The sequence below is a fragment of the Nocardioides sp. P86 genome (genome assembly GCF_023712465.1).
GTDB lineage: Bacteria > Actinomycetota > Actinomycetes > Propionibacteriales > Nocardioidaceae > Nocardioides > Nocardioides kribbensis.
Map to the genome: position 1 here is coordinate 518,951 of NZ_JAMAYE010000002.1, position 22,083 is coordinate 541,033.

Genomic DNA, 22,083 nt, shown 5'->3' on the forward strand with positions numbered 1-22,083 from the left:
CCCGAGCGGAGTGCTGCACGGTGGCACCCTGGTGCGGCCACCGCTTGAAATGTCTACCACCCGAGCGCACCACCCAAACCCGTCAGCAGCCTGCGGTAGAGGTCACGGTAGGCCGCGTGCATGGTCGCCGTGGCGAAACGCGCGTCGACGAGCCCACGGGCCCGCGCCGTGCGCTCCGTGACCGCGCGGCCGCCGGCGAGCACCTCGTGCAGGCCGGCCGCCAGCCGGGGCGCGGAGCCCGGCGCCACCCGCGTCACGGCATCGCCCAGGCTGGCCAGGCCGCCCACGTCGCTGGCGACCACGGGCACCCCGACCGCCATGGCCTCGAGCACGGCCATCGGCAGGCCCTCGCGGTCGCTGGGGAGCACCAGGACGTCGGCCGCGGCCAGCAGTCGCGCCACGTCGGCGCGCTCGCCGAGCAGGCGCACGCTCGCGGTGAGCCCGGCGTCGGCGACCTGCTGCTCGAGGGCTCGGCGATGCGGCCCCTCGCCGACCAGCAGCAGGGTGCCGAGCGCCTCCCCGTGCGCGCGCCCGTCCCCGTGCTGGGCCTTGCGCTCGGCCCAGGCCTCGACCAGCAGGTCCTGGCGCTTGGGCCCGGCCAGCCGGGCCAGGCAGAGCACCACCGGTCCCCCCTCGGGGAGCCCCAGGTCGCGCCGCGCTGCGACCCGGTCGCCGGCGCGGGCCGCCGGAGCCACCCGCACGGCGTTCTCGATGACCGAGAGCCGCTGCGGGTCGAGCCCGGCCGCCACGAGGTCGTCGGCGACGGAGTCGGAGACGGCCACGACGTGGTCGGCGCAGCGGTTCAGGACACCGACGGCGCGGGGGTAGCTCTGCGGCGGGAGGCCGTGCACGGTGCTCAGCACCGGAGGTCCACCCGCCGGATAGGTCGCCATCCGGGCGACGAGGGTGGCCCGGACGTTGTGGGCGTGGACCAGGTCGGGGCGCAGCCGCTGGGCGTGCGCCGCGAGGCGTACGACGGAGCGCGCGCGGTCGAGGGCCGTGTCGCGTCGCAGCGGCACGCGCAGCGTGTCGACACCGCCGATCCCGGCGACCTCCCGCTCGCGGAAGCCGCCGCTGCTGGCCAGGCTGACCTGGTGGCCCTCGGCGGCCAGGTGGGCGGCCATCTCCGCGACCAGCGTCTCCGCGCCGCCCGGTCCCATCTCGGCGATCGTGACCAGCACCCTCACGCCGTCACCCGGCCGTAGGTCCGCAGCAGTCCTGCGACGCAGTGCGACCGGGTCCACCCGGCCGCCACCCGCTCGCGCGCGGCCGTGCCGAGCCGCCGCCGCAGCCGCGGGTCGTCACGCAGGCGCCGGAGCGCGGCCCCCAGGGCGTCGGGGTCGTCGACCGGCACCAGGAGGCCCTCGACCCCGTCGCGCACGACCTCCGGCACACCGCCGACGGCGGTCGCCACCACCGGCAGGCCGTGGGCCATGGCCTGGAGCATCGCGAGCGGCTGGTTCTCGGCCGCGGAGGTCGACACGTAGACGTCGGCCGCAGCCAGCGCGGGGGCGAGGTCGGGCAGCTGCCCGACCACCTCGACGCCGCCCGGGCCACGCCAGCCGGTCGCCGCCACGCGGCGCAGCAGGAGGTCGCGCTCCGGCCCCTCCCCCGCGATCACCACCGGTCCCAGCCCCGACACCCGCTCGACCGCGTCGAGCAGCGCGCCGGGCCGCTTGGCCGTCACCAGCCGGCCGGCCCACACCAGGGCCGGCGCCCGGGCGGGGCCGACGGGTCCGACGGGGCCGACGGGCGGCACCTCGACGCCGTTGGGCACGACGTCGAGCAGGTCGGGGTCCACGCCGACGCGGTGCACCAGGAAGTCCGCGACGGCCCGGCTGGGCGTGACCACGCGCGTGCGCGTCCACCGGGCCGACCACCGGGTCGCCCACCGCTCGCCGGCGACGTAGTAGAGGTCGTCGCGCCGCCGGCGCGGGCCGACGAGGGCGTTGCCCGCCACGAGGTCGCTCAGGCCGTCGGCGACCCCGTGCACGGTGTGGACCACGCCCGCCTGCAGGGCGGGGGCGGCGAGGCGGCCCACCCAGGCCGCCCGCCGGTCGTGGAGGTGGACGACGTCGGGCCGCAGGCCGCGCACGACCCGCGCCAGCGCCACGGCCCCGGCGGCGTCGCGCTTGGTGGTCACCGCCACCGTGTGCCAGGCGGCCCCCGCCGCCCGCACCGCCTCCGAGCGCGGCGACTCCGGACCCACCACGTGCACCTCGATCCCCTGTCGAGCCATGGCGGCCGCCACCGCGGACACGTGGTCGGCCGGTCCGCCCCCCGGCTGGGTCAGCACGTGCACCACCCGGCCGCGCCACCGGTGCTCGGCGGGCACGGCGGGCGCAGCGGGAACAGCCGAGCTCGGCGGGCGGACCCCGTCGGGGGGCCTCATCGGGCGCGGCGCACGCGCGGTGGTCGCCGCGCGGGTGCGCGGTCGCCGACGGACACCGCGACGGCGAGGGCCGCCAGCAGCCACAGCGGGAGGTAGAACTGCTCGCTGAGGAAGGACGCGGCCACCCCGGTGCCCACCAGCGCGGTGCACACCCCCGCGGCCAGCGGCGAGCGGTCGCGCCGCCAGCGGGCCCACGCACCGGCGAAGGCGGTCACGAGCACCGCGAGCAGGGCCAGCAGGCCGAGGAGACCGAGCTCGGCCGCCACCTCGAGATAGGTGTTGTGGGCGGTGTCGAGGTCGGCCACGGAGGCCCCGGCGTCGCCCGCGTAGTCCTGGTGCTCCTCGGCGAAGGACCCGGGGCCGTGACCGAGCAGCGGCGCGTCGAGGGTCATCCGGGCGGCCTGCTGCCACAGCTCGAGGCGCTGGGAGACGTTCTCCTGGGCCACCGCCTGCTTCTGCTCGAAGCTGACCCTCACCAGGTCGGCGTTGACCGACGCCGTGAAGGCGACCGCAGTGACCACGACCACCAGCAGGGCTCCGACGGCGCGCCACGGCAGCAGTCGCACCACGACGGCGACGGCCAGCGCGACCAGCAGCCCGAGCACGGCGCCGCGGGAGTAGGTGCCGGCCAGGGCGACCGCGCACACGACCGTGGCGAGGTCCCACGCGCGGGGCCGGCGGCTCTCCGCGCGCACGGCCAGGCCGAGCGGCACCGCGGCGAGGAGGTAGAAGGCGAAGTCGTTGGGGTCGGCCACCGGCCCGCCGACCCGACGGTCGCCGTCGGCGGAGGGGAAGACCACGAGGGCGCAGAGGGCCGCCAGGGCGCAGGACGCGACGTAGACCTCGGCGAGCACGGTGGGCGCCAGGCGCCCGCGCAGGCAGTCGGCGAGCACGACCAGCACGGCCAGGAAGCCGGCCCACCGACCCAGGGTGGCCACCGCCTCGCCGTCGGAGCCGGTCACCAGGGTCGACAGCAGCAGCACGACGACGAGCACGCCGGCCGACACCAGCACGGGGCTGCGCGGTGCGTGGTGGAAGGGGCGCGCGGCCCGGCGCACGGCCCAGGCGACCACCACCACCACGGCCAGCGTCTTGGTGGCGGCGGGCGAGACGAAGACCAGGTAGTCCTCGAAGACCGACGCCGCCACGACCACCAGGGCGGCGATCTCGATCTGGCCCAGCAGCAGCGTCAGCACGACGACGGCCAGCACGACCAGGCCGGTCAGGCCCGGGGCGAGACCCACCGACACGCCGCCCAGGAGGGCGAGCAGGACCGGCACGACGGTGTGCAGCCACGCCGGCCCGGTCCGCCGCGACGGGTCGTGCCGACGGGGGCGGCCCACCGACAGCAGGGCGCTGGGCGCCTCCCGGAGCATGAGGGTCATCGGGTCCGGGCCTCCCCCAGGAGCGAGCCGACGCGCGCGAGGGCCGCCAGGAGCACGGCCGCCGCCACGACGACCTGCGCCGCGGCGACGGCCACGACCCCGGCGGGAGCCAGCAGGAGCAGCGCCGGCAGCAGGAGCAGCAGGTGGGCCAGCCGCGCGAGCACCGCCTCGCCGGGACGGCCCATGGCGTGCAGCACGGTCAGCGTCACGTGGAGCAGCCCCGCCGCGAGGGCGTACGCCGCGAGCACCCGGAGCACCGGCACGGCCGGGGCCCACGCGGGTCCCAGCAGCACCAGGCGGTCGGCCAGCAGGGCCAGCAGCCCGCAGACGGGCAGGAGCAGCACCAGCGAGAGCCGCGCGAGGTCCGACACCGTGGCCCGCAGCTCCGCGCCGCGCCGGCGGCACAGCACGGGGAAGGCGGCGCTGGACAGGACCACGGCCACCAGGAGGTAGGGCACCGCCGCCACCCGGAAGGCCAACGAGTAGTGGCCCAGCGCCACCGCGCCGAGCAGGTGGGCGACCACGACGTAGTCGAGGTTGACCTGGACGAGCTCGAGCAGGTGGGCCCCCGACCACGGGAGCCCGAAGCGCAGGAGGCCGCGCACGTCGTCGGCGTGCCACCCCGGGCGCACGGGCGGGTGCACGCACCAGGCGAGCAGCAGCACCGCGACGCCCTGCACCACCTGGCCGGCCACCAGCGCTGCGACGCCCCAGCCACGCCCGACCAGCCACACCGCCAGCGCGGCCCCCAGCAGGGAGGCCGCGACGTCGGGCAGCACCCGGCGGCCGAAGGCCAGACGGCGGCGCATCAGCTCGAGGGTGACCATGGCCGCCGCGACCAGCGGCGCCGTCAGCACGAGCCCGCGCACCGGGCCCACGGCAGCGGGCCCCGCCCCCAGCGCGGACACCAGCGCCGGCGCCGAGACCCACACCGCGAGCGTCGCCGCAGCGCCCGAGGCCAGCGCGAGGGAGACCGCGGAGCGGGCGGCCCGGTCGACGTCGCCCTCCCAGCGCACCAGGGCGGCGGAGGCCCCGAGACCGCTGACGAGCGCCACGGCGCTCGAGACCAGGGTGGCCAGGGCGACGACCCCGAGGTCGGCCGGCACCAGGGCCGCGGCCAGGGCCAGCAGCACGACGGTCTGCCCGGCCTTCAGGGTCACGGCGTGCGTGGCGAACCACAGCGCCCCCGCGCCCACAGGGCGCTCGCGGGGCGGGAGGGCGCGCGTCGGTGCGGCCACCACGGCACGCGCGACGTCGAACATCATCCCCCCGGACTGCGACCGGGACGTCCTCCCGATCGCCATGATCGTGCTCCGACGCTACCCCGGATGGTTTGTCGCTACACCCGCGAGGGCATCATGGGTGCCGGTCCACGCGTGTCGACGGTGATTCGGGGGAACACATGCGCACCCAGCCGGCCCGCCTCCTGGTGGTGCTCCTGCTGCCCGCTCTCCTGCTGGCCCTCGGCGGCTGCGCCGACCTGCGGGCCCAGGTGGCCGGCGCGGCCGACGCCCCCGCCTCGGGCGCGGCCGAGGCGCCCGACGTGCTGACCACCAGCGAGTGGGCCGTCACCGACGGCCTCCTCTCGGTGCTGGTGCGCAACGAGGAGGACCGCACGCTGCGCACCGCCGAGGTCACCCTCGAGGCCTTCGACCGCGACGACGTGTCCCTCGGCACCTGGAGCGCCAGCGCCATGGTCGGGCAGGACGCCTGCTGCACCGTCACCGACCTGGCCCCCGGCGAGATCTACGGGCTCTACTTCCCCGTCGGCGTCGACGTCGGGGAGGTCGCCGCGGTCGACCTCGACTACCGCGACGTCGCCTGGCAGCCCGCCGCCACCGACCAGGACAGCTCCACCGCCTCGGCCACCGGCCTGGCCAGCGACCTCAACGCCAGCCGCACGGTCGTCAACGCCGACCTCACCGTGGGCAGCGCCGACATCCCTCAGGCCCTCGTGCAGGCCATCCTGCGCGGCGTCGACGGTCAGCTGGTGGCGGTCGTCACCGGGGTGTGGACCTGCCTGACGGCCTTCGAGGTGCGCCCGATCGAGATGCAGCTCTTCCAGGGCGTGCCCGAGGGCACCGTGGTCGACTCGATCACGGTGCGACCGCTCGACCCCTCGACCAGCCCCGTCGCACCGACCTGCGGCTAGTCACGCCCGGGCACCCCGGGCGCCCCGGGCGCTGGAGGCGCTGAGGGCACCGCCTGCGCCGCGGCCGACAGCGTCTCAGTGGCCGCGGAAGAGCCAGCCCAACGGGCGGGCACCCGTGAGGGCCTGGTCGAGGTCGTCCCGCTCGCCGCCCGTGGCACGGGCAGTCGACGCGGTCCGCGACGACGGGCCCGTCGCCGGCTCGGGCTCGGGCGCCACGGCCTCGTCCTCCCCCACGGGCACCGGGCCGGGGGCGGTGTCGGCGCCGGAGGTGGACCCGGACGCTGCGTCGCCGTCGTCGGTGAGGTCGTCGGCAGCGAGGTCGTCGGCAGCGAGGTCGTCGGGACCCACGACCGGCAGCGCGGTGACCTCGGTCTCCGGGCCGGAGGGGCCGTCGGTGACCGCGTCGGCGCCCTGGGGCGCGTCCGCCGTGTCGGCCGTGTCGGTCGTGTCGGCCTGCAGGTCGGAGCCGACGGCGGCGTCGAGCTCGGCGGCCGCGGTGGTCACCGCGAGCGCCACCGTGCTGGCGCTCGCCAGGGTGGTGGCGAGACCGCGCAGGTCGGAGTCGATCCCGGCGATGAGTCGCTCGGCCTGCTGGCGCACCTGGGCCATCTCGGCGAGGGCCTCGGCCCGGGCCTCACGGCGGGCTTCGGCGCGCGCGGCCTCGGCCTCGTCGCGCACCCGGACGGCCACCGCCTCGGCCTCCTGCCTCACCCGGAGGGCCGTCGCCTCCGCCTCCGCCACCGTGCTGCGGGCCTGCTCCGCCGCGACGTCGCGCTCGCGCTCGGCGTCGGCGCGGGCCTCGGCCACCAGCGTGGTGGCCAGCTCCTGGGCCTCGCGCACGAGGTCGTCGGCCTCGGCCACGGCCGTGTCGCGCACGCGCGTGGCCTCGGCGAGCAGCCCGCTGGCCTCGCGCCGCGTCGCCAGCTCCGCGCGCAGCGCCGCGGCCCGCGCCCCGACGTCACCCGCCGGGCGGTCGCCCGCGTCGCCCGCTGCGTCCTGCGACTGGTCCTGCGACTGGTCCTGGTCGGTCACCGTCGTCCCCCTTTGCGCTGGTGTCCTGCCCCGAGGGTAACCCGGCTCAGCCCTGCACGGCCTTGGCGATCGTGATGCAGCGGGTCAGCCACTCCGGGTCGGGCGAGCCCGCCTCCACCGCCCACAGGGCCTGGTGCAGCATCCGCACCACCACCCAGTCGCGGGCGCGGTCCTCGTCGAGACCGGCGGTGTCGATGGTGGTGTGGAAGCGGCGGCGCACCGCGTCGCGCACGTCGCCGGAGGCCAGGACTTCCTCCCAGCGGTTCCACAGCAGCGGCGCCACCTCGTAGTGCGGGTCGCCGCTGACCGGCTTCGGGTCGATCGCCAGCCACTCCGGCCCGTCGGGGCGTGAGGTCGCCAGCACGTTGGCGTAGTGCAGGTCGGTGTGGATCGTGGTGCCGACGGCAGCCGCGTCCCCCAGCAGGTCGCGGCCCAGCGCGACGGCCTGCTCCACCAGGCGGTGCGGCACCCCGGCGTCGCGCGGCAGCCCGGCCAGCCGCTCGCTCCAGGGCTCGACGTACGACGTGAGGGTGCGCAGCTGCGGCGGGGCCGGCGTGTGGAGCGCGGCGTAGAGCCCGCCGACGACCTCGCAGGCCTCGACGTCCCAGGCCTCGGTGAGGTCGCGGTCCTCCAGGCGCTCCAGCAGCAGCGCGCGACGGTGCGGGTCGGCCCGCAGCAGCCGCACGCTCGCGCGCCCGCCCCAGCGCTGGAGCACCAGCGCCTCGTGCTCGGACTCCTCGTCGGGGAAGGCCAGCTTGAGCACCGCCGGCGCGCCGCGGTCGGTGCGCACCGGCAGCACCCACGAGCAGTGCCCGGCGCGGGACTCGCCGTCGGCGGCGAGCTCCCACGCACCCGCCAGCTCCTCGACCAGCCGCGGCAGCCGCTCGACGAAGGCCGCCCAGTCGGGCCCACGCGAGGCGAAGGCCGTGACCTCGGCGGGCAGCCGTGGCCTCACCGGGCCCGCACCTACTTCTTGCCGGTCTTCTCGCCGGCGACGGTCGGGCCGTTGGACAGCGCGGCGATGAACGCCTCCTGGGGGACCTCGACGCGGCCGACCATCTTCATCCGCTTCTTGCCCTCCTTCTGCTTCTCCAGCAGCTTGCGCTTGCGCGTGATGTCGCCGCCGTAGCACTTGGCCAGGACGTCCTTGCGGATGGCGCGGATGTTCTCCCGCGCGATCACCCGGGCGCCGATGGCGGCCTGGATCGGCACCTCGAACTGCTGGCGCGGGATGAGGTCCTTGAGCTTGCCGGCCAGCATGACGCCGTAGGAGTAGGCCGCCTCGCGGTGGACGATGGCGGAGAACGCGTCGACCGGCTCCCCCTGGAGCAGGATGTCGACCTTCACCAGGTCGGCGGCCTGCTCGCCCGAGCGCTCGTAGTTGAGCGAGGCGTAGCCCTTGGTCTTGGACTTGAGGTGGTCGAAGAAGTCGAAGGCGATCTCGCCCATCGGCAGCGTGTAGCGCATCTCGACACGGTCCTCGGAGAGGTAGTCCATGCCCTTGAGCGTGCCGCGCTTGGTCTGGCACAGCTCCATGATCGTGCCGATGTAGTCCGAGGGGCTGAGGATCGTGGCGTTGACCACCGGCTCGCGGACCTCGGCGATCTTGCCCTCGGGGTACTCGCTGGGGTTGGTCACCGTCAGCTCGGTGCCGTCCTCCATGACGACCTCGTAGACCACGTTCGGGGCGGTGGAGATGAGGTCGAGGTTGAACTCGCGCTCGAGGCGGTCGCGGGTGATCTCCATGTGCAGCAGGCCCAGGAAGCCCAGGCGGAAGCCGAAGCCGAGCGCGCCGGAGGTCTCCGGCTCGTAGGTCAGGGCCGCGTCGTTGAGCTGGAGCTTCTCCAGCGCCTCGCGCAGGTCGCCGAACTGGTCGCCGTCGATGGGGTAGAGACCGGCGTAGACCATCGGGTTGGGGTGCTTGTAGCCGCCCAGGGCCTGGGTCGCGCCGTGGTGCTGGGTGGTGACGGTGTCACCGACGCGCGACTGGCGCACGTCCTTCACCCCGGTGATGAGGTAGCCCACCTCGCCGACGCCGATCTTGTCGGCCTTGACCTGCTCGGGGCTGATGACGCCGAGCTCGAGCAGCTCGTGGGTGGCGCCGGTCGACATCATCTTGATCCGGTCGCGGTGGCTGAGCTCGCCGTCGATGACGCGGACGTAGGTGACCACGCCGCGGTAGGTGTCGTAGACGGAGTCGAAGATGAGCGCCCGCGCGGGCTTGTCGGCCTCGCCCACGGGCGGCGGGGTCTGCTTGACGATCTCGTTGAGCAGGTCGGCCACGCCGACGCCGGTCTTGGCGCTGACCCGCAGCACGTCGGAGGGGTCGCAGCCGACCAGCCCGGCGAGCTCCGCGGCGTACTTCTCGGGGTTGGCGCTGGGCAGGTCGATCTTGTTGAGCACCGGGATGATGTGCAGGTCGGCGCCCATGGCGAGGTAGAGGTTGGCCAGCGTCTGCGCCTCGATGCCCTGGGCCGCGTCGACCAGCAGGACCGCGGCCTCGCAGGCCTCCAGGGAGCGCGAGACCTCGTAGGTGAAGTCGACGTGGCCCGGCGTGTCGATCATGTTGAGCACGTAGTCGCCGGCCTCGGCGCCCTGCTCGTTGGCCGCCGGCACCGTCCACGGCATGCGCACGGCCTGGCTCTTGATGGTGATGCCGCGCTCGCGCTCGATGTCCATGCGGTCGAGGTACTGCGCCCGGGCGGCGCGCTCGTCGACCACGCCGGTCAGCTGCAGCATCCGGTCGGCCAGCGTCGACTTGCCGTGGTCGATGTGCGCGATGATGCAGAAGTTGCGGATGATCGCGGGCGCGGTCTGGCCGGGCTGCGGCAGAGGGGTGGGTGCCATGGTGCGCCCATTGTCCCCAACGCCGCCACAGGCGCGAAACCCGTGCCGCGAGGTCACTCCGGAGCGGCGACGAACTCCTTGGTCTTGGCCAGCGCGAAGCCCCAGCCCTGCGCGACGGTGGGCGTCGGCGGCACGGCCACCTCGTCGGGGTTGGTGACCACGTCGAGGAGCACGGGCCCGGGGTGGGCCAGCGCCTCGCGCACGGCCTCGTCGACGTCGTGGGGGTCGGTGACCCGCACCCCGTGCAGGCCCACGGCCCGCGCCACCGCGGCGAAGTCGGGGTTGTGCAGCACGGTGCCGAACTCGGGCAGCCCCGCCTGCTCCATCTCCAGCTTGACCATGCCCAGGCGGCCGTTGTCGAAGACCACCAGCTTGACCGGCAGGTCGTGGGAGACGGCCGTGATGAGGTCGCCCATCAGCATCGACAGACCGCCGTCACCGCAGAAGGCCACCACCTGGCGGCCCCGGTCGAGGCCCTGGGCGCCCAGGGCCTGCGGCATGGCGTTGGCCATCGAGCCGAGGTTGTAGCTGCCGAGCAGCCGGCGCGTGCCCGACATGCGCACGAAGCGCGCGAGCCAGGTGGTGGCCATGCCGGTGTCGGTGGTGAAGACGGCGTCGCTCGCGGCGTGGCGGTCCACGGCCGCGGCCAGCAGCTCGGGGCGGATCAGCGCGTCGGGGTTGTCGACCCGCCGGCGCAGCAGCCCGCGGGGCCTGCGGTCGTGGTCGGGGTCGGTGAGGCGCTGCTGCCGCTCTCGCCAGGCGTCGTACGACGAGCGCGCCGACTCCAGGTGCGACCGGTCGGGCTTGGCCGACAGCCGGGCGAGCAGGCCCTCGACGGCGAGACGGGCGTCGCCGACCACGGCGTGCTGCACCGGGATCCGCCGGCCGATCCGGGCGCCGTCGAGGTCGACCTGCACGACCGTCTTCCCCTCGGGCAGGAAGCCGGTGTAGGGGAAGTCGGTGCCGAGGAGCACCAGCACGTCGCAGCCGGAGAAGGCCACCTCGGAGGCGTGGTTGCCCAGCAGGCCCGACTGGCCGACCTCGTAGGGGTTGTCCTCCTCCAGCCCCTCCTTGGCCTTGAGCGAGAGCACCATCGGCGCGGAGAGCCGCTCGGCCAGCCGCAGCACCTCCGCGCGGGCGTGCCGCGCGCCGGCGCCCACCAGCAGGGTCACCGCGGAGGCCGACTCGAGGGCGGTGGCGGCCTCGGCGAGGGCGTCGGGGTCGGGCGTGGCGAGCGCCGGGCGGGCCACCAGGCGCGGCACCGGCGTGCCGGAGGGCAGGTCGAGCTCGCCGACGTCGCCGGGCAGGGTGAGCACGGCCACGCCGCGGTGCTGGAGGGCGGCGTTGCCGGCCCGCTCGATGAGCCCGGGCAGCTGCTCGGTGCTGGTGACGGTCTCGCAGAAGACCGAGACGTCGGCGAAGAGGGTGTCGTTGTCGACCTCCTGGAAGAAGTCGCTGCCCATGTCGCCGCGCGGCACCTGCCCGCAGATGGCCAGCACCGGGGCGCCGGACTTCTTGGCGTCGTAGAGCCCGTTGAGCAGGTGGATCGCCCCCGGGCCCACCGTGCCCATGCAGACGCCGAGCCGCCCGGTGAGCTGGGCCTGGGCCCCGGCGGCGAAGGCCGCGACCTCCTCGTGGCGCACCCCCATCCACTCCAGGCGCTCCTCGCGCCGGATCGCGTCGGTGACGGGGTTGAGCGCGTCGCCGACCACGCCCCAGACCTGGGTGACGCCGTGGTCGGCGAGGGACTCCACGAGCAGCTCTGCGACGGTGGTCATGGCCCCACCCTCCGCTCGCGGCACGACGCCCGGCTCCCCTCGCGGGGTGGGTCGCCGCCGACGGGCCCGGTGGCCGAGGATGGCCGCGTGCACCCCACGACGATCCCCCACGGCCGCACGGCGCGGCGCGTCGAGTGGTCCTTCCTGCCCCCGGCCCTGCGCGCCCGGGTCGAGCGGCGCCTCGGCTCCCCCGTGGTCGAGGCCCGCTCCCAGCGCGCCGGCTTCACCCCCGGCATGGCCTCGGTGCTGGTGTGCGCCGACGGCAGCCGCCACTTCGTCAAGGCGGCCTCGGTCAAGGCCCAGCGGCCCTTCGCCGAGGCCTACCGCGCGGAGGCCCGCACGCTGGCGGCCCTGCCCGCGGCCACCCCCGCGCCGCGGCTGCGGTGGGTCCACGACGACGGCGACTGGGTGGTGCTGGCCATCGAGCACGTGGAGGCGCGCGCGCCCCGCCGGCCGTGGACCCCCGCCGACCTCGACGCCGCGCTGGCGGCCCTGGCCCGCGCTGCCGAGACGCTGACCGCGGCCCCGGACGGCCCGGCCGTCGTCGCGGGCGCCGCCGACTTCGCCACCGAGTTCGCCGGCTTCCCGGCGTACTGGGACAGCCTGCGGCGCAGCCTGCCCGACCTGCGCCACCGCGAGGAGGCCGCGCTCCTGGCCGGGCGCTTCCGCGAGGTGACCGCCGGCAGCACCCTGGTGCACACCGACGTGCGCGACGACAACCTGCTGGTGCGCCCCGACGGCAGCGTCCTGGTCTGCGACTGGAACTGGCCGGCGCTGGGGGCGCCGTGGATCGACTCCCTGCTGCTGCTCATCGGGCCCCGCGGCGACGGACTCGACGTGGAGGCCGTGCTCGCCACCCACCCGACCTTCGCCGACGTCGCTCCCGAGGCCGTCGACATCGTGCTCGCCCTGGTCACCGGCTACTTCCTCAAGTCCTCCGGCGACCCCGTGCCCCCGACCTCCCCCCACCTGCGCGAGGCGCAGTGGTGGCAGGGCGACGTGTGCTGGCACTGGCTCAGCGAGCGGCGCGGGTGGGAGTGAGCCCCGTGACCAGTCCCGTGACCAGCCCCGCGACCGGTCCCGCGGTGAGGGCGAGGTGAGCCCGCGCGCCGTGGGCAGCCGACGGTCGTGGGTCGACGTGCCCGTGCGCGTGCGTCGCTGGGTGGACGACGTCCTCGGCTCGCCGGTGGTGGCCCACGCCGACCAGGTCGGCGGCATGTCGCCGGGGTGCGCGGCCCGGGTGGCCTGCGCCCCGGGCCGCCGGGCCTTCGTCAAGGCGGTCGGGGCCGAGCTCAACCCCCACACCCCGACCCTCTTCCGGCGTGAGCGCGACGCTCTCGGGCTGCTGGGCTCCAGCCCGCTGTGGGCCGACCTCGTGGCCTCCTACGACGAGGACGAGGACGGGGACGCCGAGCACGGCGGGGACGCCGGCTGGGTGGCGCTCGTGCTCGAGGACGTCGAGGGTCGCCACCCCGACCTCGACGACGACGCCGAGGCCGCCGCCCTGCTCGAGGCCACCGACCGGCTTGTCGCCATCATGGCCGAGCGGGTCGTCGACCTGCCGGTGCCCGGCCCGCGCCGTGCCCGCCTGGGTCCGCCGCGAGCGCGACGCGCTGGCCGGGCTCCTGGCCCGAGTGCGCCTCGAGCCCGTCGACCACGTGGTCCACTTCGACATCCGCGACGACAACCTGCTGGTGCGCCCCGACGGCGGCGTGGTCTTCCTCGACTGGGGCGCCTTCGGGGTCGGGCCGGCCTGGACCGACCCGCTGCTGGCCCGGCTCGAGCGGGTCGACCGGCCGTGGTTCGACGACTCCCTGGCCTCCTCGCCCGCCCTGGTCCGCGCCGGTGACGACGTCGTGACGGGGGTGCTGGCCGGCCTCGGCACCCACCTGGCGCTGCGGGCCCACACCGCCCGTGACGTCGGACTGCCGGGGCTGGCGGACTTCCGGCGCCGGGAGTCGGCCCGCTTCCTCGGCGGCGCGGCGCGGCGCCTGGGGGTGTGACCCGAGGTGCGGGTGGTGCGATTTGGGGGCCCAGGAGCGCCGCTGTTAATCTTGCTCGTCGCGTGTCTGGCCGCAGCCTGCGCCGACCGCACCGCAGACCTGCAGCACCAGACCACCACACGTCGACTCGAAGCGAAGGCACATCCGTGGCGAACATCAAGTCCCAGATCAAGCGCAACAAGCAGAACGAGAAGGCGCACGAGCGCAACAAGGCGGTCAAGACCGGCCTCAAGACCGCCGTCCGCAAGTTCCGCTCCGCCGCCGACGCCGGCGACAAGGACACCGCCGTCACCGCCGGCCGCGACGCTGCGCGCATGCTCGACAAGGCCGCCTCCAAGGGCGTCATCCACAAGAACCAGGCGGCGAACCGCAAGTCGGCCATCGCCAAGAAGACCGCCTCTCTCTGAGCCGGTCCACCACGAAGGCGCCACCCCGGTCCGGGGTGGCGCCTTCGTCGTTCTCCGGCCCAGCTGCGCGGCCCGACCGCGCGGTCCCGCTCAGCGCTGCGTGCGCAGGCCGGTGATCGTCAGCACCAGCCGCTCCAGCGTGTACGACGGGTCGCTGGCGGCGCCCTTGATGTCGGCGTCGGCGCGCGCGACCGCCCGGATCGCGCGGGCCAGACCGTCGTCGTCCCACCCGCGCAGCTGGTCGCGCAGGGTGCGCAGCTTCCACGGGGGCACGCCGACCTCGCGCGCGAGGTCGGCCTCGCCGCGACCTCGTGCCGAGCGCAGCCGGGCCAGGCCGCGCGCGCTGCCGGCGAAGGCGGAGGTCACCAGCACCGAGGCCACGCCGTTGTCGAGGGCCCAGCGCAGCTCCTCGAGCGCGGCACGGGTGTGGCCGGAGAAGGCGGCGTCGGCGACGGCGAAGGACTTGGCCTCGGCGCGGCCGCCGAAGTACTGCTTGACCTTCTCGACGGTGAGGTTCTCGCCCAGGAAGTCGTTGGTGAGCTGGTGGGCCGCGGCGGCCAGCGAGCGGAGGTCCTGGCCGACGGCCTGCACCAGCACGGAAGCCGCCTCCTGGTCGATGCGCGCCCCGTGGGAGCGCACCTCGGCGGCCACGAACGAGGGGTACTCCGAGGCGCGCAGCTCGGCCGACTTGACCTCGGTCACCGCGGGCAGCTTGCGCAGCTTGGCCAGCACGCCCGACCCCTTCGCGCCGCCGCCGTGCACGAGCACGAGCGCGACGTCCTCGACCGGGTCGGCGGCGTAGGCCAGCAGGCCGGCCACCGACTCCTCCGGGAGGTGCTCCAGCGCCCGGACCACGACGCAGCGCGTGCTGGAGAACAGCGAGGCGGCCGACATCTCCCCCAGGGTGGCGAGGGTGAGGTCGGCGGCGGGCGAGTCGGCCAGCTCGGCCTCGGGGTCGTGGGCCCTGACCGCGGCGCGCACGGCGACGACGGTGCGCTCGCCGAGGAACTCCTCCTTGCCGGTGACCAGGGTGACCCGGCCCAGGACGTCGGCGGCGCTCGGCCCCCGACCCCCGGCGGGTCGGGCGGCGGAGCGGGTCGAGGACGATGCGGCGGCCATGGTGGGTCGAGCCTGCCACAGCCCGGGGACAGCGCGTGCGGGCGCATGGGCCGACCGCGTGCGCGCGGGGCTCAGCGGTCGCCGGCGCCGCCCGGCTCCGCGGTCGAGGCCGGGCCGAGCGGCTCGTGGGTGAGGGTGCCGAGAGCGCCGTCGGGGTCGACGACGACGGCCAGGTCGCCGCTGAGGTCGGTGCGCAGCACCCGCGCACCGGTGCGCTCCAGGTCGGAGACGACCTGCGGCGAGGGGTGGCCGTAGGTGTTGTCCTGCCCCACCGAGACCAGGACCAGGCGGGCCGCCAGCGACTCCAGGAAGGCCTCGTCCTGGTGGGCGCTGCCGTGGTGGGGCAGCTTGAGCACGTCGGCGCGCAGGCCCGGCAGGGCCGCGGCGAGCACCGCCTGGCCGGTGGGCTCGAGGTCGCCGGTGAGCAGCATCCTCACCCCGCGCACCTCGACGAGCAGCACGACGCTCGCGTCGTTGGCGGCGCTGGCCCCGGAGGGCACCGGCGGGGCCGGCACCGGTGGCCACAGCACCTGCAGCGTGGCCTCGCCCACCCGCGACGTCGCGCCGTGGGCCACGGTCGACACCGCGACGCCGTGCTCCGCAGCGACCTCCTGCACGTGCTGCACACCGCCGGGCGGGTCCGGCACGGAGGTCACCTCGACGCGGTCGACGCGCCGGCCCTCGAGCACGCCGGCGAGGCCGTCGACGTGGTCGGCGTGGAAGTGCGTGAGCACGACCAGCGGCACCTGCTCGACCCCCAGGTCGGTCAGGCAGCGGTCGACCGCCGCGGCGTCGGGGCCGGCGTCGACCACCACCGCGGCCCCCGGGCCGGTGCGCAGCACCAGCGCGTCGCCCTGGCCCACGTCGCAGGCCACCAGCACCCAGCCCGGCGGGGGCCACCCGGGCGTCGGGAGCCGCACCAGCGCGACGAGGACCACGACGCCGACCGCGACCGGCCCCAGTGCCCGGCTGCGCAGCACGCGGGGTGCCAGCAGCGCCAGGGCGGCGCAGGCGAGGATCAGCACGACGAGCGCCAGCGGGCCGGTGCCCCAGGCGACGGCAGCCGTGGGGAGGTCGGCCCCGCGGCGGGCGACCAGCACGATCCAGGCCACGCACCACGCGGCTACGGTGCCGATCACCGTGGCCAGCCCCGGCCAGACCAGCCCGACCAGCCCGGCCACGAGGCCGAGCACCGTCGCCGGGCCGACGACAGGGGCCACCAGCAGGTTGGCCACCACCGCGACCAGGCTGACCTGGCCGGAGACGGCGGCCACCAGCGGCGTGCAGGCCAGCTGGGCCGCGGCCGGCACCGCCACCGCCTCGGCCGCCCACCGTGGCAGCCAGCGCCGCAGCGCGTCGCGCCAGGGCGGGGCCAGCACCAGGATGCCGGCCGTCGCGAGCACCGACAGCGCGAACCCCACCGTGGTCGCGAGTCCGGGCGAGACGAGCAGCAGCGCGGTGACCGCCACGCCCAGGGCCCGGAACCCGCGCTGCCGGCCGTTGCGGCCCAGGCCCAGCAGCCCCACCGCCCCCATCGCAGCCGCGCGCACGACGCTGGGCTCGGTGCGCGCGAGCAGGACGAAGCCGACGATGCCGAGGGCGCCGACGACCACCAGCCAGCGCCCGCGCACCCCGACCCAGCGCGCCAGGAGGAGCACGAACCCCACGACGAGCGTGAGGTTGGTGCCGGACACCGCGGTGAGGTGGGTCAGCCCGGTGGTGCGGAAGTCCTCGGCGACCCCGGGGTCGAGGCCGGCGTCGTCGCCCACGACCAGCGCGGGCACGAGCACCCGCTGGGCCGCGGGACGGTGCTCGACCGCCGCCCGCAGCGAGGCCCGTACGCCGGCAGCGCCGCGCCACCACACGTCGGGGCCCTCGAGGGTGGCCACCGCGTCGGCGCCGACCAGCAGCGCCGCGACCTCGTCGCCGCCGCGGGAGTCGGAGGGCGCCAGCCGCCCGCTGGTGCTCACCCGCGCACCGAGCGGCACCGCGGCCCAGTCGGCGCCGCCGAGCACCACCACGGGCGCGGAGAGCCGCCACGCCCGACCACGCCCGACCACGCGGTCGACGTCGAGGCGCACGATCACCTGCTCCTCGAAGGCGCCCTGCACCGGGCGCGGGTCGCTGACCACCGTGCCCTCCAGGTCGACCACCGCACGCTCGGCGGCGAGGTCGGCCACCGGCCCGTCGCGCACGACCGCGGCCCGCAGCACCGCGACGACCCCGACGGCGACCAGCACGCTGAGCAGCGCCGCCACGAGCGCACGGGTGCCGGGGCGGCGACGGGCCAGCGCGGCTCCGCCGACGAGGGCCGCGGCGAGCACCAGCGCCGCCCAGCCGAGCGTGAGGAGCGTGCCGGCGAGGGCGCCGGTCCACGCCGCCAGCCCCACCAGGGCCATCCGGGGGTCGCGCACCTCAGAGGGTCACGTGGGGGGCGATCTGGGCCAGCGTGGCGTCGCCGATGCCGTCGACCTCGAGCAGCTCCTGCACCGAGGTGAAGCCGCCGTGCTCCTCGCGCCAGGCGAGGATGGCCTGCGCCGTCACCGGCCCGACCTCGGGCAGGGCCTCCAGCTCGGCCTGGGTGGCGCTGTTGAGGCTCACCGTGGCCACGGGCGCACCCGCCTCGGGCCCGGGGACCGCGCCGGGGACCGCCGCCGGGGCGGGTGCGGCCACGGCCGCGACCCCCACGACCACCTGCTCCCCGTCGACGAGCACACGGGCCAGGTTGAGCCCCGCCAGGTCGACCCCGGGGCGGGCCCCGCCCGCGGCCTCGAGGGCGTCGACCACCCGCGAGCCCGCCTCGAGCACCGCGATGCCCGGTCGGCGCACCTTGCCGGTGACGTCCACGGTGACCGTGGCGGCCTCCCCCGACGCCTCCCCCGACGCCTCCGCCCCGACCGCGCCGGTCGGGGCGGCGCCGAACGCCTCGGGCGTGGTCGGGACCAGCGGAGAGGGCGCCGCCTCGGGCCCGGCGGCGGCGGCGGCGGGCGCAGCCTCCACGGCCGGGTCGGACCGCACCACCCACCAGCACGTGAGCGCCAGCGCCGCCGCCACCATCAGCGCGAGGGCGGCCACGTGGCCCGGTTGCAGCGGGACCGCGGGCAGGCGCGCGGCCCAGGACCGCCCCACCCCGACCCCCGAGCGCCTCGCGGCGTGCCGCCCCGGCACCGGCACGACCACCGCACCGCCCACCGCACCGCCCACCGCAGCGTCCGCATCAGCGGCCGCAGCAGGGGCCGCGGCACCGTCCGCAGGAGGGGCCGACCCGGGCCACCGCCCCGGGCCGGGCTCCCGGCCCTCCGTCGGCGCCGGCACCAGCCGCAGCGGTGGCTGCTCCCCGGCGACCCGGGTGTGCCCGTCCCACCACGGCTGCTCCCCGCCGGCGGCACGCGCGGCGTCGAGCTCGGCGGTCAGCAGGGCCAGCCGACGGGCGACGGCCTCCTGGTGCTCGGGGCGGGGTCGGGTGCGCATGCCGGCACGCTACGAAGCCACCGCGGCCCGTCGCGGCGACCGCAGGCCGCCTGTGGACCGGCGAGCATCCGCGGCGCCCTGTGCATGAGAGGTGGGCGCCCCCGCGACCGGCCGCGGGCGCGTGCGGACCTCAGCGGGGAGCGACGCAGACCGCGATCATGCCGGGCCCGACGTGGGCCCCGAGCACGGCGCCGAGCTCGCCGCAGGAGATCTCCTCGCCGGCCAGCTCGACGTCGAGCCGTCCGGCGAGCCGCTCCACCAGCTGGGCGGCGCGCTCGGGGTTGGCCAGGTGGGCCACCGAGACCTCCACGGGTCCGCCGGCCGCTGCGGCCGCCTGCACCGCGAGCTCCTCGAGGCGACCCAGTGCGCGGCCGGAGGTGCGCACACGCTCGAGCGGCGCCACCCGGCCCTCGGCGATCTGGAGCAGCGGCTTGACCGCGAGCGCGCCGCCGAAGAGTGCTGCGGCGGTGCCGATGCGCCCGCCGCGGCGCAGGTACTCCAGCGTGTCGACGTAGAACAGCGAGGTGGTGGCGCGGCCGCGCTCGCGGGCGGCCGCGGCGGCCGTCGCGGCGTCGGCCCCGCCGGCCACGGCACGGGCGGCGGCCAGGGCGGCGTAGCCGGTGCCGATGCCGACCTGCTCGGTGTCGACCACCTCCACCGGCACCGACGCCCGGCGCGCGGCCAGCTGGGCCGACTCCACCGTGCCGCTCATCTGACCCGACAGGTGCACCGACACGATCACCTCCGCCCCGCCGCGCGCGGCCCGCTCGTAGGTCTCGAGCAGCAGCTCGGGCGAGGGGCGCGAGGTCGACACCGGCGTCCACTCCCGCAGCGCCGCCGCCACCAGGGCCGGGGTCGCCTCGCCCTCGGCCTCGCCCTCGTCGTAGGCGCTGGCGCCGATCACCACCTGCAGCGGCACCACGACGATCCCGAGCCCGGCCGCCAGCTCCCCGGGGAGGCTGGCGGTCGAGTCGGTGACGACGACGACGCGACCGGCGGGCACGCGCTCAGACCACGATGTTGACGAGCTTCGGGGCCCGCACCACGACCTTGCGCACCTCGCGCCCGTCGAGGGCACGCTGCACGTCGGCGTCGGCGAGGGCCAGCGCCTCCAGGGCCTCGCCGTCGATGCCGGGGTCGACCTCCAGGCGGGCCTTGACCTTGCCCTGCACCTGCACGACCGCGGTGACCGACTGCTCCACCAGCAGCGCGGGGTCGACCTCGGGCCAGGCGACCTGGGCGACGGTGGGCTCGTGGCCCAGCCGCTCCCACATCTCCTCCGCGACGTACGGCGTGACCAGCGACAGCAGCTGCGCGACCGTCTCGACGGCCTCGCGCACCGCCGGGTCGGCCGGGCCGCAGCCGGTGTCGACGGCCTTGCGCGTGGCGTTGACCAGCTCCATCACGCGGGCCACCATCACGTTGAAGCGGTGGCCCTCGACCAGCTCGGCGGCGTCGCGGATCGTGCGGTGGGTCTGCGAGCGCAGCGTCGCGTCGCCGCCGGTCGGGTCGGTGCCCGCCGCCGAGGTGACGTCACCGCTGAGGCGCCAGGCCCGCTGGAGGAACTTCTGCGAGCCCGACGGGGACACGTCGGCCCAGTCGATGTTGTCCTCGGGCGGGCTGGCGAAGACCAGTGTCAGGCGCACCGCGTCGACGCCGAAGGCGTCGAGCTGCTCGCCGAGGTTGACGCCGTTGCCCAGCGACTTGCTCATCTTGCGGCCCTGGTTGACCACGACGCCCTGGCCCAGCAGCGCCTCGAAGGGCTCGACGAAGTCGAGCATGCCCATGTCGTGCAGGACCTTGGTGAAGAAGCGGGCGTAGAGCAGGTGCAGCACGGCGTGCTCGAGGCCGCCGACGTACTGGTCGACCGCCCCCCACTCGCGCAGCTTCTCGGGGTCGAAGGGCCCCTCGGTGTAGCCCGGCGAGGTGAAGCGCAGGAAGTACCAGGAGGAGTCGACGAAGGTGTCCATCGTGTCGCTGTCGCGCTTCGCCGCGCCGCCGCAGGTCGGGCAGGCGACGTCGACCCACTCGCTGGCCGCGGCCAGCGGGGAGACGCCCCGGGGCTTGAGGTCGGCGCCCTTGAGCTCGGGCAGCTCGACGGGCAGCTGGTCCTCCGGCACGGGCACCTCGCCGCAGGAGGGGCAGTGGATGATCGGGATCGGGCAGCCCCAGAAGCGCTGCCGGCTCAGCAGCCAGTCGCGCAGGCGGTAGTTGACCGTGCCGGTGCCGGTGCCGCGCTCCTCCAGCAGCTCGATGGCTCGGCTGATGCCGGCGGCCTTGTCGGTGAGGCCGTCGAGCTCCCCGGAGGACACGTAGGCCCCGTCGCCGCTGGTGGCGACGCCGCTCTCGGCGGGGTCGGGCTCGCCGGTGTCGACCACGCGGCGCACGGGCAGGTCGAAGGCGCGGGCGAAGTCGAGGTCGCGCTGGTCGTGGGCGGGCACGGCCATGATGGCGCCGGTGCCGTAGTCGGCGAGCACGTAGTCCGACGCCCACACCGGCAGCCGCTCGCCGGTCAGCGGGTTGGTCGCGGTGACCCCGAGGTCGACGCCGCTCTTGGGCCGGTCGGTGGCCAGCCGCTCGATGTCGGAGGCCCTGCGGATCTCCTCCAGGTAGGCCTCGTAGGCCGGCCGCTGCGCGTCGCTGACCAGCTCGGCGGCCAGGTCGGCGTCGGCGGCGACCACCATGAAGGTCGCGCCGAAGAGGGTGTCGGGGCGGGTGGTGTAGACGGTGACCGGCTGCTCGCGGCCCTCGACGGCGAAGTCGACGTGGGCGCCCTCGGAGCGGCCGATCCAGTTGCGCTGGGCGGTGACGACGCGGTTCGGCCAGCGGTCGGCCACCTGGTCGAGGTCGGTCAGCAGCCGCTCGGCGTACTCGGTGGTCTTGAAGTACCACTGCGTCAGGTCACGCTTGGTGACCACCGCGCCGCAGCGCTCGCAGGCGCCGTCGACGACCTGCTCGTTGGCCAGCACCGTCTGGTCGTTGGGGCACCAGTTGACCGGGCTCTTGCGGCGGTAGGCCAGGCCACGCTCGCGGAACTTCAGGAACAGCCACTGCGTCCAGCGGTAGTACTCCGGGTCGGAGGTGTGCAGCCGGCGCGACCAGTCGAAGGCCAGGCCGTAGCGGCGCATCGAGGCGGCCTGGGTCTCGATGTTGGCGTAGGTGTAGGTCGCCGGGTGCTCGTCGTTGCGGATCGCGGCGTTCTCGGCCGGCAGGCCGAAGGAGTCCCAGCCCATCGGGTCGAGCACCTCGAAGCCGCGCATGCGCCAGTAGCGCGCGATGACGTCGTGCAGCGCGAACACCTCGGCGTGGCCCATGTGCAGGTCGCCGCTGGGGTAGGGGAACATCGTGAGCGCGTAGCGCTTCTCGCGCGGGGAGTCGTCGTCGGCCCGGAAGGGGTCGAGCTCCTCCCAGACCCGCTGCCACTTCTCCTCGGTCGCCACGACGTCGTACGTCGCCGCCTCGGTCTCGGCGTGCGTGGTGCGGTCCTGCGTCATCGT

17 protein-coding genes are annotated in these 22,083 nt (G+C 75.9%); 4 read left to right on the forward strand and 13 right to left on the reverse strand.

Annotated features, from left to right (window positions below; genetic code table 11):
• Positions 1-53: 53 nt before the first annotated feature.
• Genes M3673_RS10015 through M3673_RS10030 form a run of 4 tightly spaced genes read right to left on the reverse strand, consistent with a single transcriptional unit; the run spans position 54 to position 5,081 of the window.
• A complete protein-coding gene (locus M3673_RS10015; protein WP_251533364.1) occupies positions 54-1,187 on the reverse strand; it encodes a glycosyltransferase in 1,134 nt (377 codons plus the stop codon).
• Complete coding sequence (locus tag M3673_RS10020) at positions 1,184-2,392, reverse strand: glycosyltransferase family 4 protein (protein WP_285839316.1); 1,209 nt, start codon at positions 2,390-2,392, stop codon at positions 1,184-1,186. The genes M3673_RS10015 and M3673_RS10020 overlap by 4 nt, the downstream gene beginning before the upstream one ends.
• The gene (locus M3673_RS10025; RefSeq protein ID WP_251533368.1) at positions 2,389-3,777 is read right to left on the reverse strand and encodes an O-antigen ligase; all 1,389 of its coding nucleotides are present in this window, start codon (positions 3,775-3,777) and stop codon (positions 2,389-2,391) included. The genes M3673_RS10020 and M3673_RS10025 overlap by 4 nt, the downstream gene beginning before the upstream one ends.
• Complete coding sequence (locus tag M3673_RS10030; protein WP_251533370.1) at positions 3,774-5,081, reverse strand: oligosaccharide flippase family protein; 1,308 nt, start codon at positions 5,079-5,081, stop codon at positions 3,774-3,776. The genes M3673_RS10025 and M3673_RS10030 overlap by 4 nt, the downstream gene beginning before the upstream one ends.
• Before the next feature lie 98 nt (positions 5,082-5,179).
• Between M3673_RS10030 and M3673_RS10035 the strand changes: the two genes are divergently transcribed.
• Positions 5,180-5,929, forward strand: a complete 750-nt coding sequence (locus tag M3673_RS10035) for a hypothetical protein (RefSeq protein ID WP_251533372.1) — start codon at positions 5,180-5,182, stop codon at positions 5,927-5,929.
• Between the two features lie 75 nt (positions 5,930-6,004).
• Here M3673_RS10035 and M3673_RS10040 read toward each other — a convergent pair whose 3' ends face one another.
• Genes M3673_RS10040 through M3673_RS10055 form a run of 4 tightly spaced genes read right to left on the reverse strand, consistent with a single transcriptional unit; the run spans position 6,005 to position 11,586 of the window.
• Positions 6,005-6,961, reverse strand: a complete 957-nt coding sequence (locus tag M3673_RS10040; RefSeq protein WP_251533374.1) for an ATP synthase F0 subunit B — start codon at positions 6,959-6,961, stop codon at positions 6,005-6,007.
• A gap of 46 nt (positions 6,962-7,007) precedes the next feature.
• Positions 7,008-7,916, reverse strand: coding sequence for an aminoglycoside phosphotransferase family protein (locus M3673_RS10045; RefSeq protein ID WP_251533376.1), 909 nt, complete (start codon positions 7,914-7,916; stop codon positions 7,008-7,010).
• An 11-nt stretch (positions 7,917-7,927) separates the two neighbouring features.
• Positions 7,928-9,808, reverse strand: a complete 1,881-nt coding sequence (gene lepA / locus M3673_RS10050; RefSeq protein ID WP_056864187.1) for a translation elongation factor 4 — start codon at positions 9,806-9,808, stop codon at positions 7,928-7,930.
• Positions 9,809-9,861: 53 nt separating this feature from the next.
• Entirely contained in the window at positions 9,862-11,586 is a 1,725-nt protein-coding gene (locus M3673_RS10055) for a thiamine pyrophosphate-dependent enzyme (RefSeq protein WP_251533378.1), read from the reverse strand.
• Between the two features lie 87 nt (positions 11,587-11,673).
• Between M3673_RS10055 and M3673_RS10060 the strand changes: the two genes are divergently transcribed.
• The 3 genes from M3673_RS10060 (at position 11,674) to rpsT (ending at position 13,996) form a co-directional block, all read left to right on the forward strand.
• Positions 11,674-12,627, forward strand: a complete 954-nt coding sequence (locus tag M3673_RS10060) for a phosphotransferase (RefSeq protein WP_251533380.1) — start codon at positions 11,674-11,676, stop codon at positions 12,625-12,627.
• A gap of 539 nt (positions 12,628-13,166) precedes the next feature.
• On the forward strand, positions 13,167-13,589 hold the full coding sequence (locus tag M3673_RS19810; RefSeq protein ID WP_251533382.1) for a phosphotransferase: 423 nt from the start codon (positions 13,167-13,169) through the stop codon (positions 13,587-13,589).
• A 146-nt stretch (positions 13,590-13,735) separates the two neighbouring features.
• Positions 13,736-13,996 carry a 30S ribosomal protein S20 gene (rpsT, locus tag M3673_RS10070; protein WP_056864184.1) on the forward strand — a complete coding sequence of 87 codons (261 nt, stop codon included), beginning with the start codon at positions 13,736-13,738 and terminating at the stop codon, positions 13,994-13,996.
• Positions 13,997-14,086: 90 nt separating this feature from the next.
• Here the strand turns inward: rpsT and holA are convergent, their stop codons facing one another.
• The 5 genes from holA to leuS all read right to left on the reverse strand — a co-directional run bounded on the left by holA (position 14,087) and on the right by leuS (position 22,080).
• Positions 14,087-15,115 carry a DNA polymerase III subunit delta gene (gene holA, locus M3673_RS10075; RefSeq protein ID WP_056864183.1) on the reverse strand — a complete coding sequence of 343 codons (1,029 nt, stop codon included), beginning with the start codon at positions 15,113-15,115 and terminating at the stop codon, positions 14,087-14,089.
• 71 nt (positions 15,116-15,186) lie between these two features.
• The gene (locus M3673_RS10080; RefSeq protein WP_251533391.1) at positions 15,187-17,529 is read right to left on the reverse strand and encodes a ComEC/Rec2 family competence protein; all 2,343 of its coding nucleotides are present in this window, start codon (positions 17,527-17,529) and stop codon (positions 15,187-15,189) included.
• Between the two features lies 1 nt (position 17,530).
• Positions 17,531-18,586 (reverse strand): ComEA family DNA-binding protein, encoded by a 1,056-nt coding sequence (locus M3673_RS10085; protein WP_251533393.1) that lies wholly within the window; start codon positions 18,584-18,586, stop codon positions 17,531-17,533.
• Positions 18,587-18,716: 130 nt separating this feature from the next.
• Positions 18,717-19,589, reverse strand: a complete 873-nt coding sequence (locus tag M3673_RS10090; RefSeq protein ID WP_251533395.1) for a DegV family protein — start codon at positions 19,587-19,589, stop codon at positions 18,717-18,719.
• Positions 19,590-19,593: 4 nt separating this feature from the next.
• The gene (gene leuS, locus M3673_RS10095; RefSeq protein WP_193661562.1) at positions 19,594-22,080 is read right to left on the reverse strand and encodes a leucine--tRNA ligase; all 2,487 of its coding nucleotides are present in this window, start codon (positions 22,078-22,080) and stop codon (positions 19,594-19,596) included.
• Positions 22,081-22,083: the final 3 nt, after the last annotated feature.

Bases quoted from the DNA above. Each gene is read 5' to 3' on its own strand.
- M3673_RS10035 (WP_251533372.1), top strand. From the start codon at position 5,180: ATGCGCACCCAGCCGGCCCGCCTCCTGGTGGTGCTCCTGCTGCCCGCT.
- lepA (WP_056864187.1), bottom strand. From the start codon at position 9,808: ATGGCACCCACCCCTCTGCCGCAGCCCGGCCAGACCGCGCCCGCGATC.
- M3673_RS10030 (WP_251533370.1), bottom strand. From the start codon at position 5,081: ATGGCGATCGGGAGGACGTCCCGGTCGCAGTCCGGGGGGATGATGTTC.
- M3673_RS10055 (WP_251533378.1), bottom strand. From the start codon at position 11,586: ATGACCACCGTCGCAGAGCTGCTCGTGGAGTCCCTCGCCGACCACGGC.
- M3673_RS10085 (WP_251533393.1), bottom strand. From the start codon at position 18,586: ATGCGCACCCGACCCCGCCCCGAGCACCAGGAGGCCGTCGCCCGTCGG.
- M3673_RS10025 (WP_251533368.1), bottom strand. From the start codon at position 3,777: ATGACCCTCATGCTCCGGGAGGCGCCCAGCGCCCTGCTGTCGGTGGGC.
- M3673_RS10020 (WP_285839316.1), bottom strand. From the start codon at position 2,392: ATGAGGCCCCCCGACGGGGTCCGCCCGCCGAGCTCGGCTGTTCCCGCT.
- leuS (WP_193661562.1), bottom strand. From the start codon at position 22,080: ATGACGCAGGACCGCACCACGCACGCCGAGACCGAGGCGGCGACGTAC.
- holA (WP_056864183.1), bottom strand. From the start codon at position 15,115: ATGGCCGCCGCATCGTCCTCGACCCGCTCCGCCGCCCGACCCGCCGGG.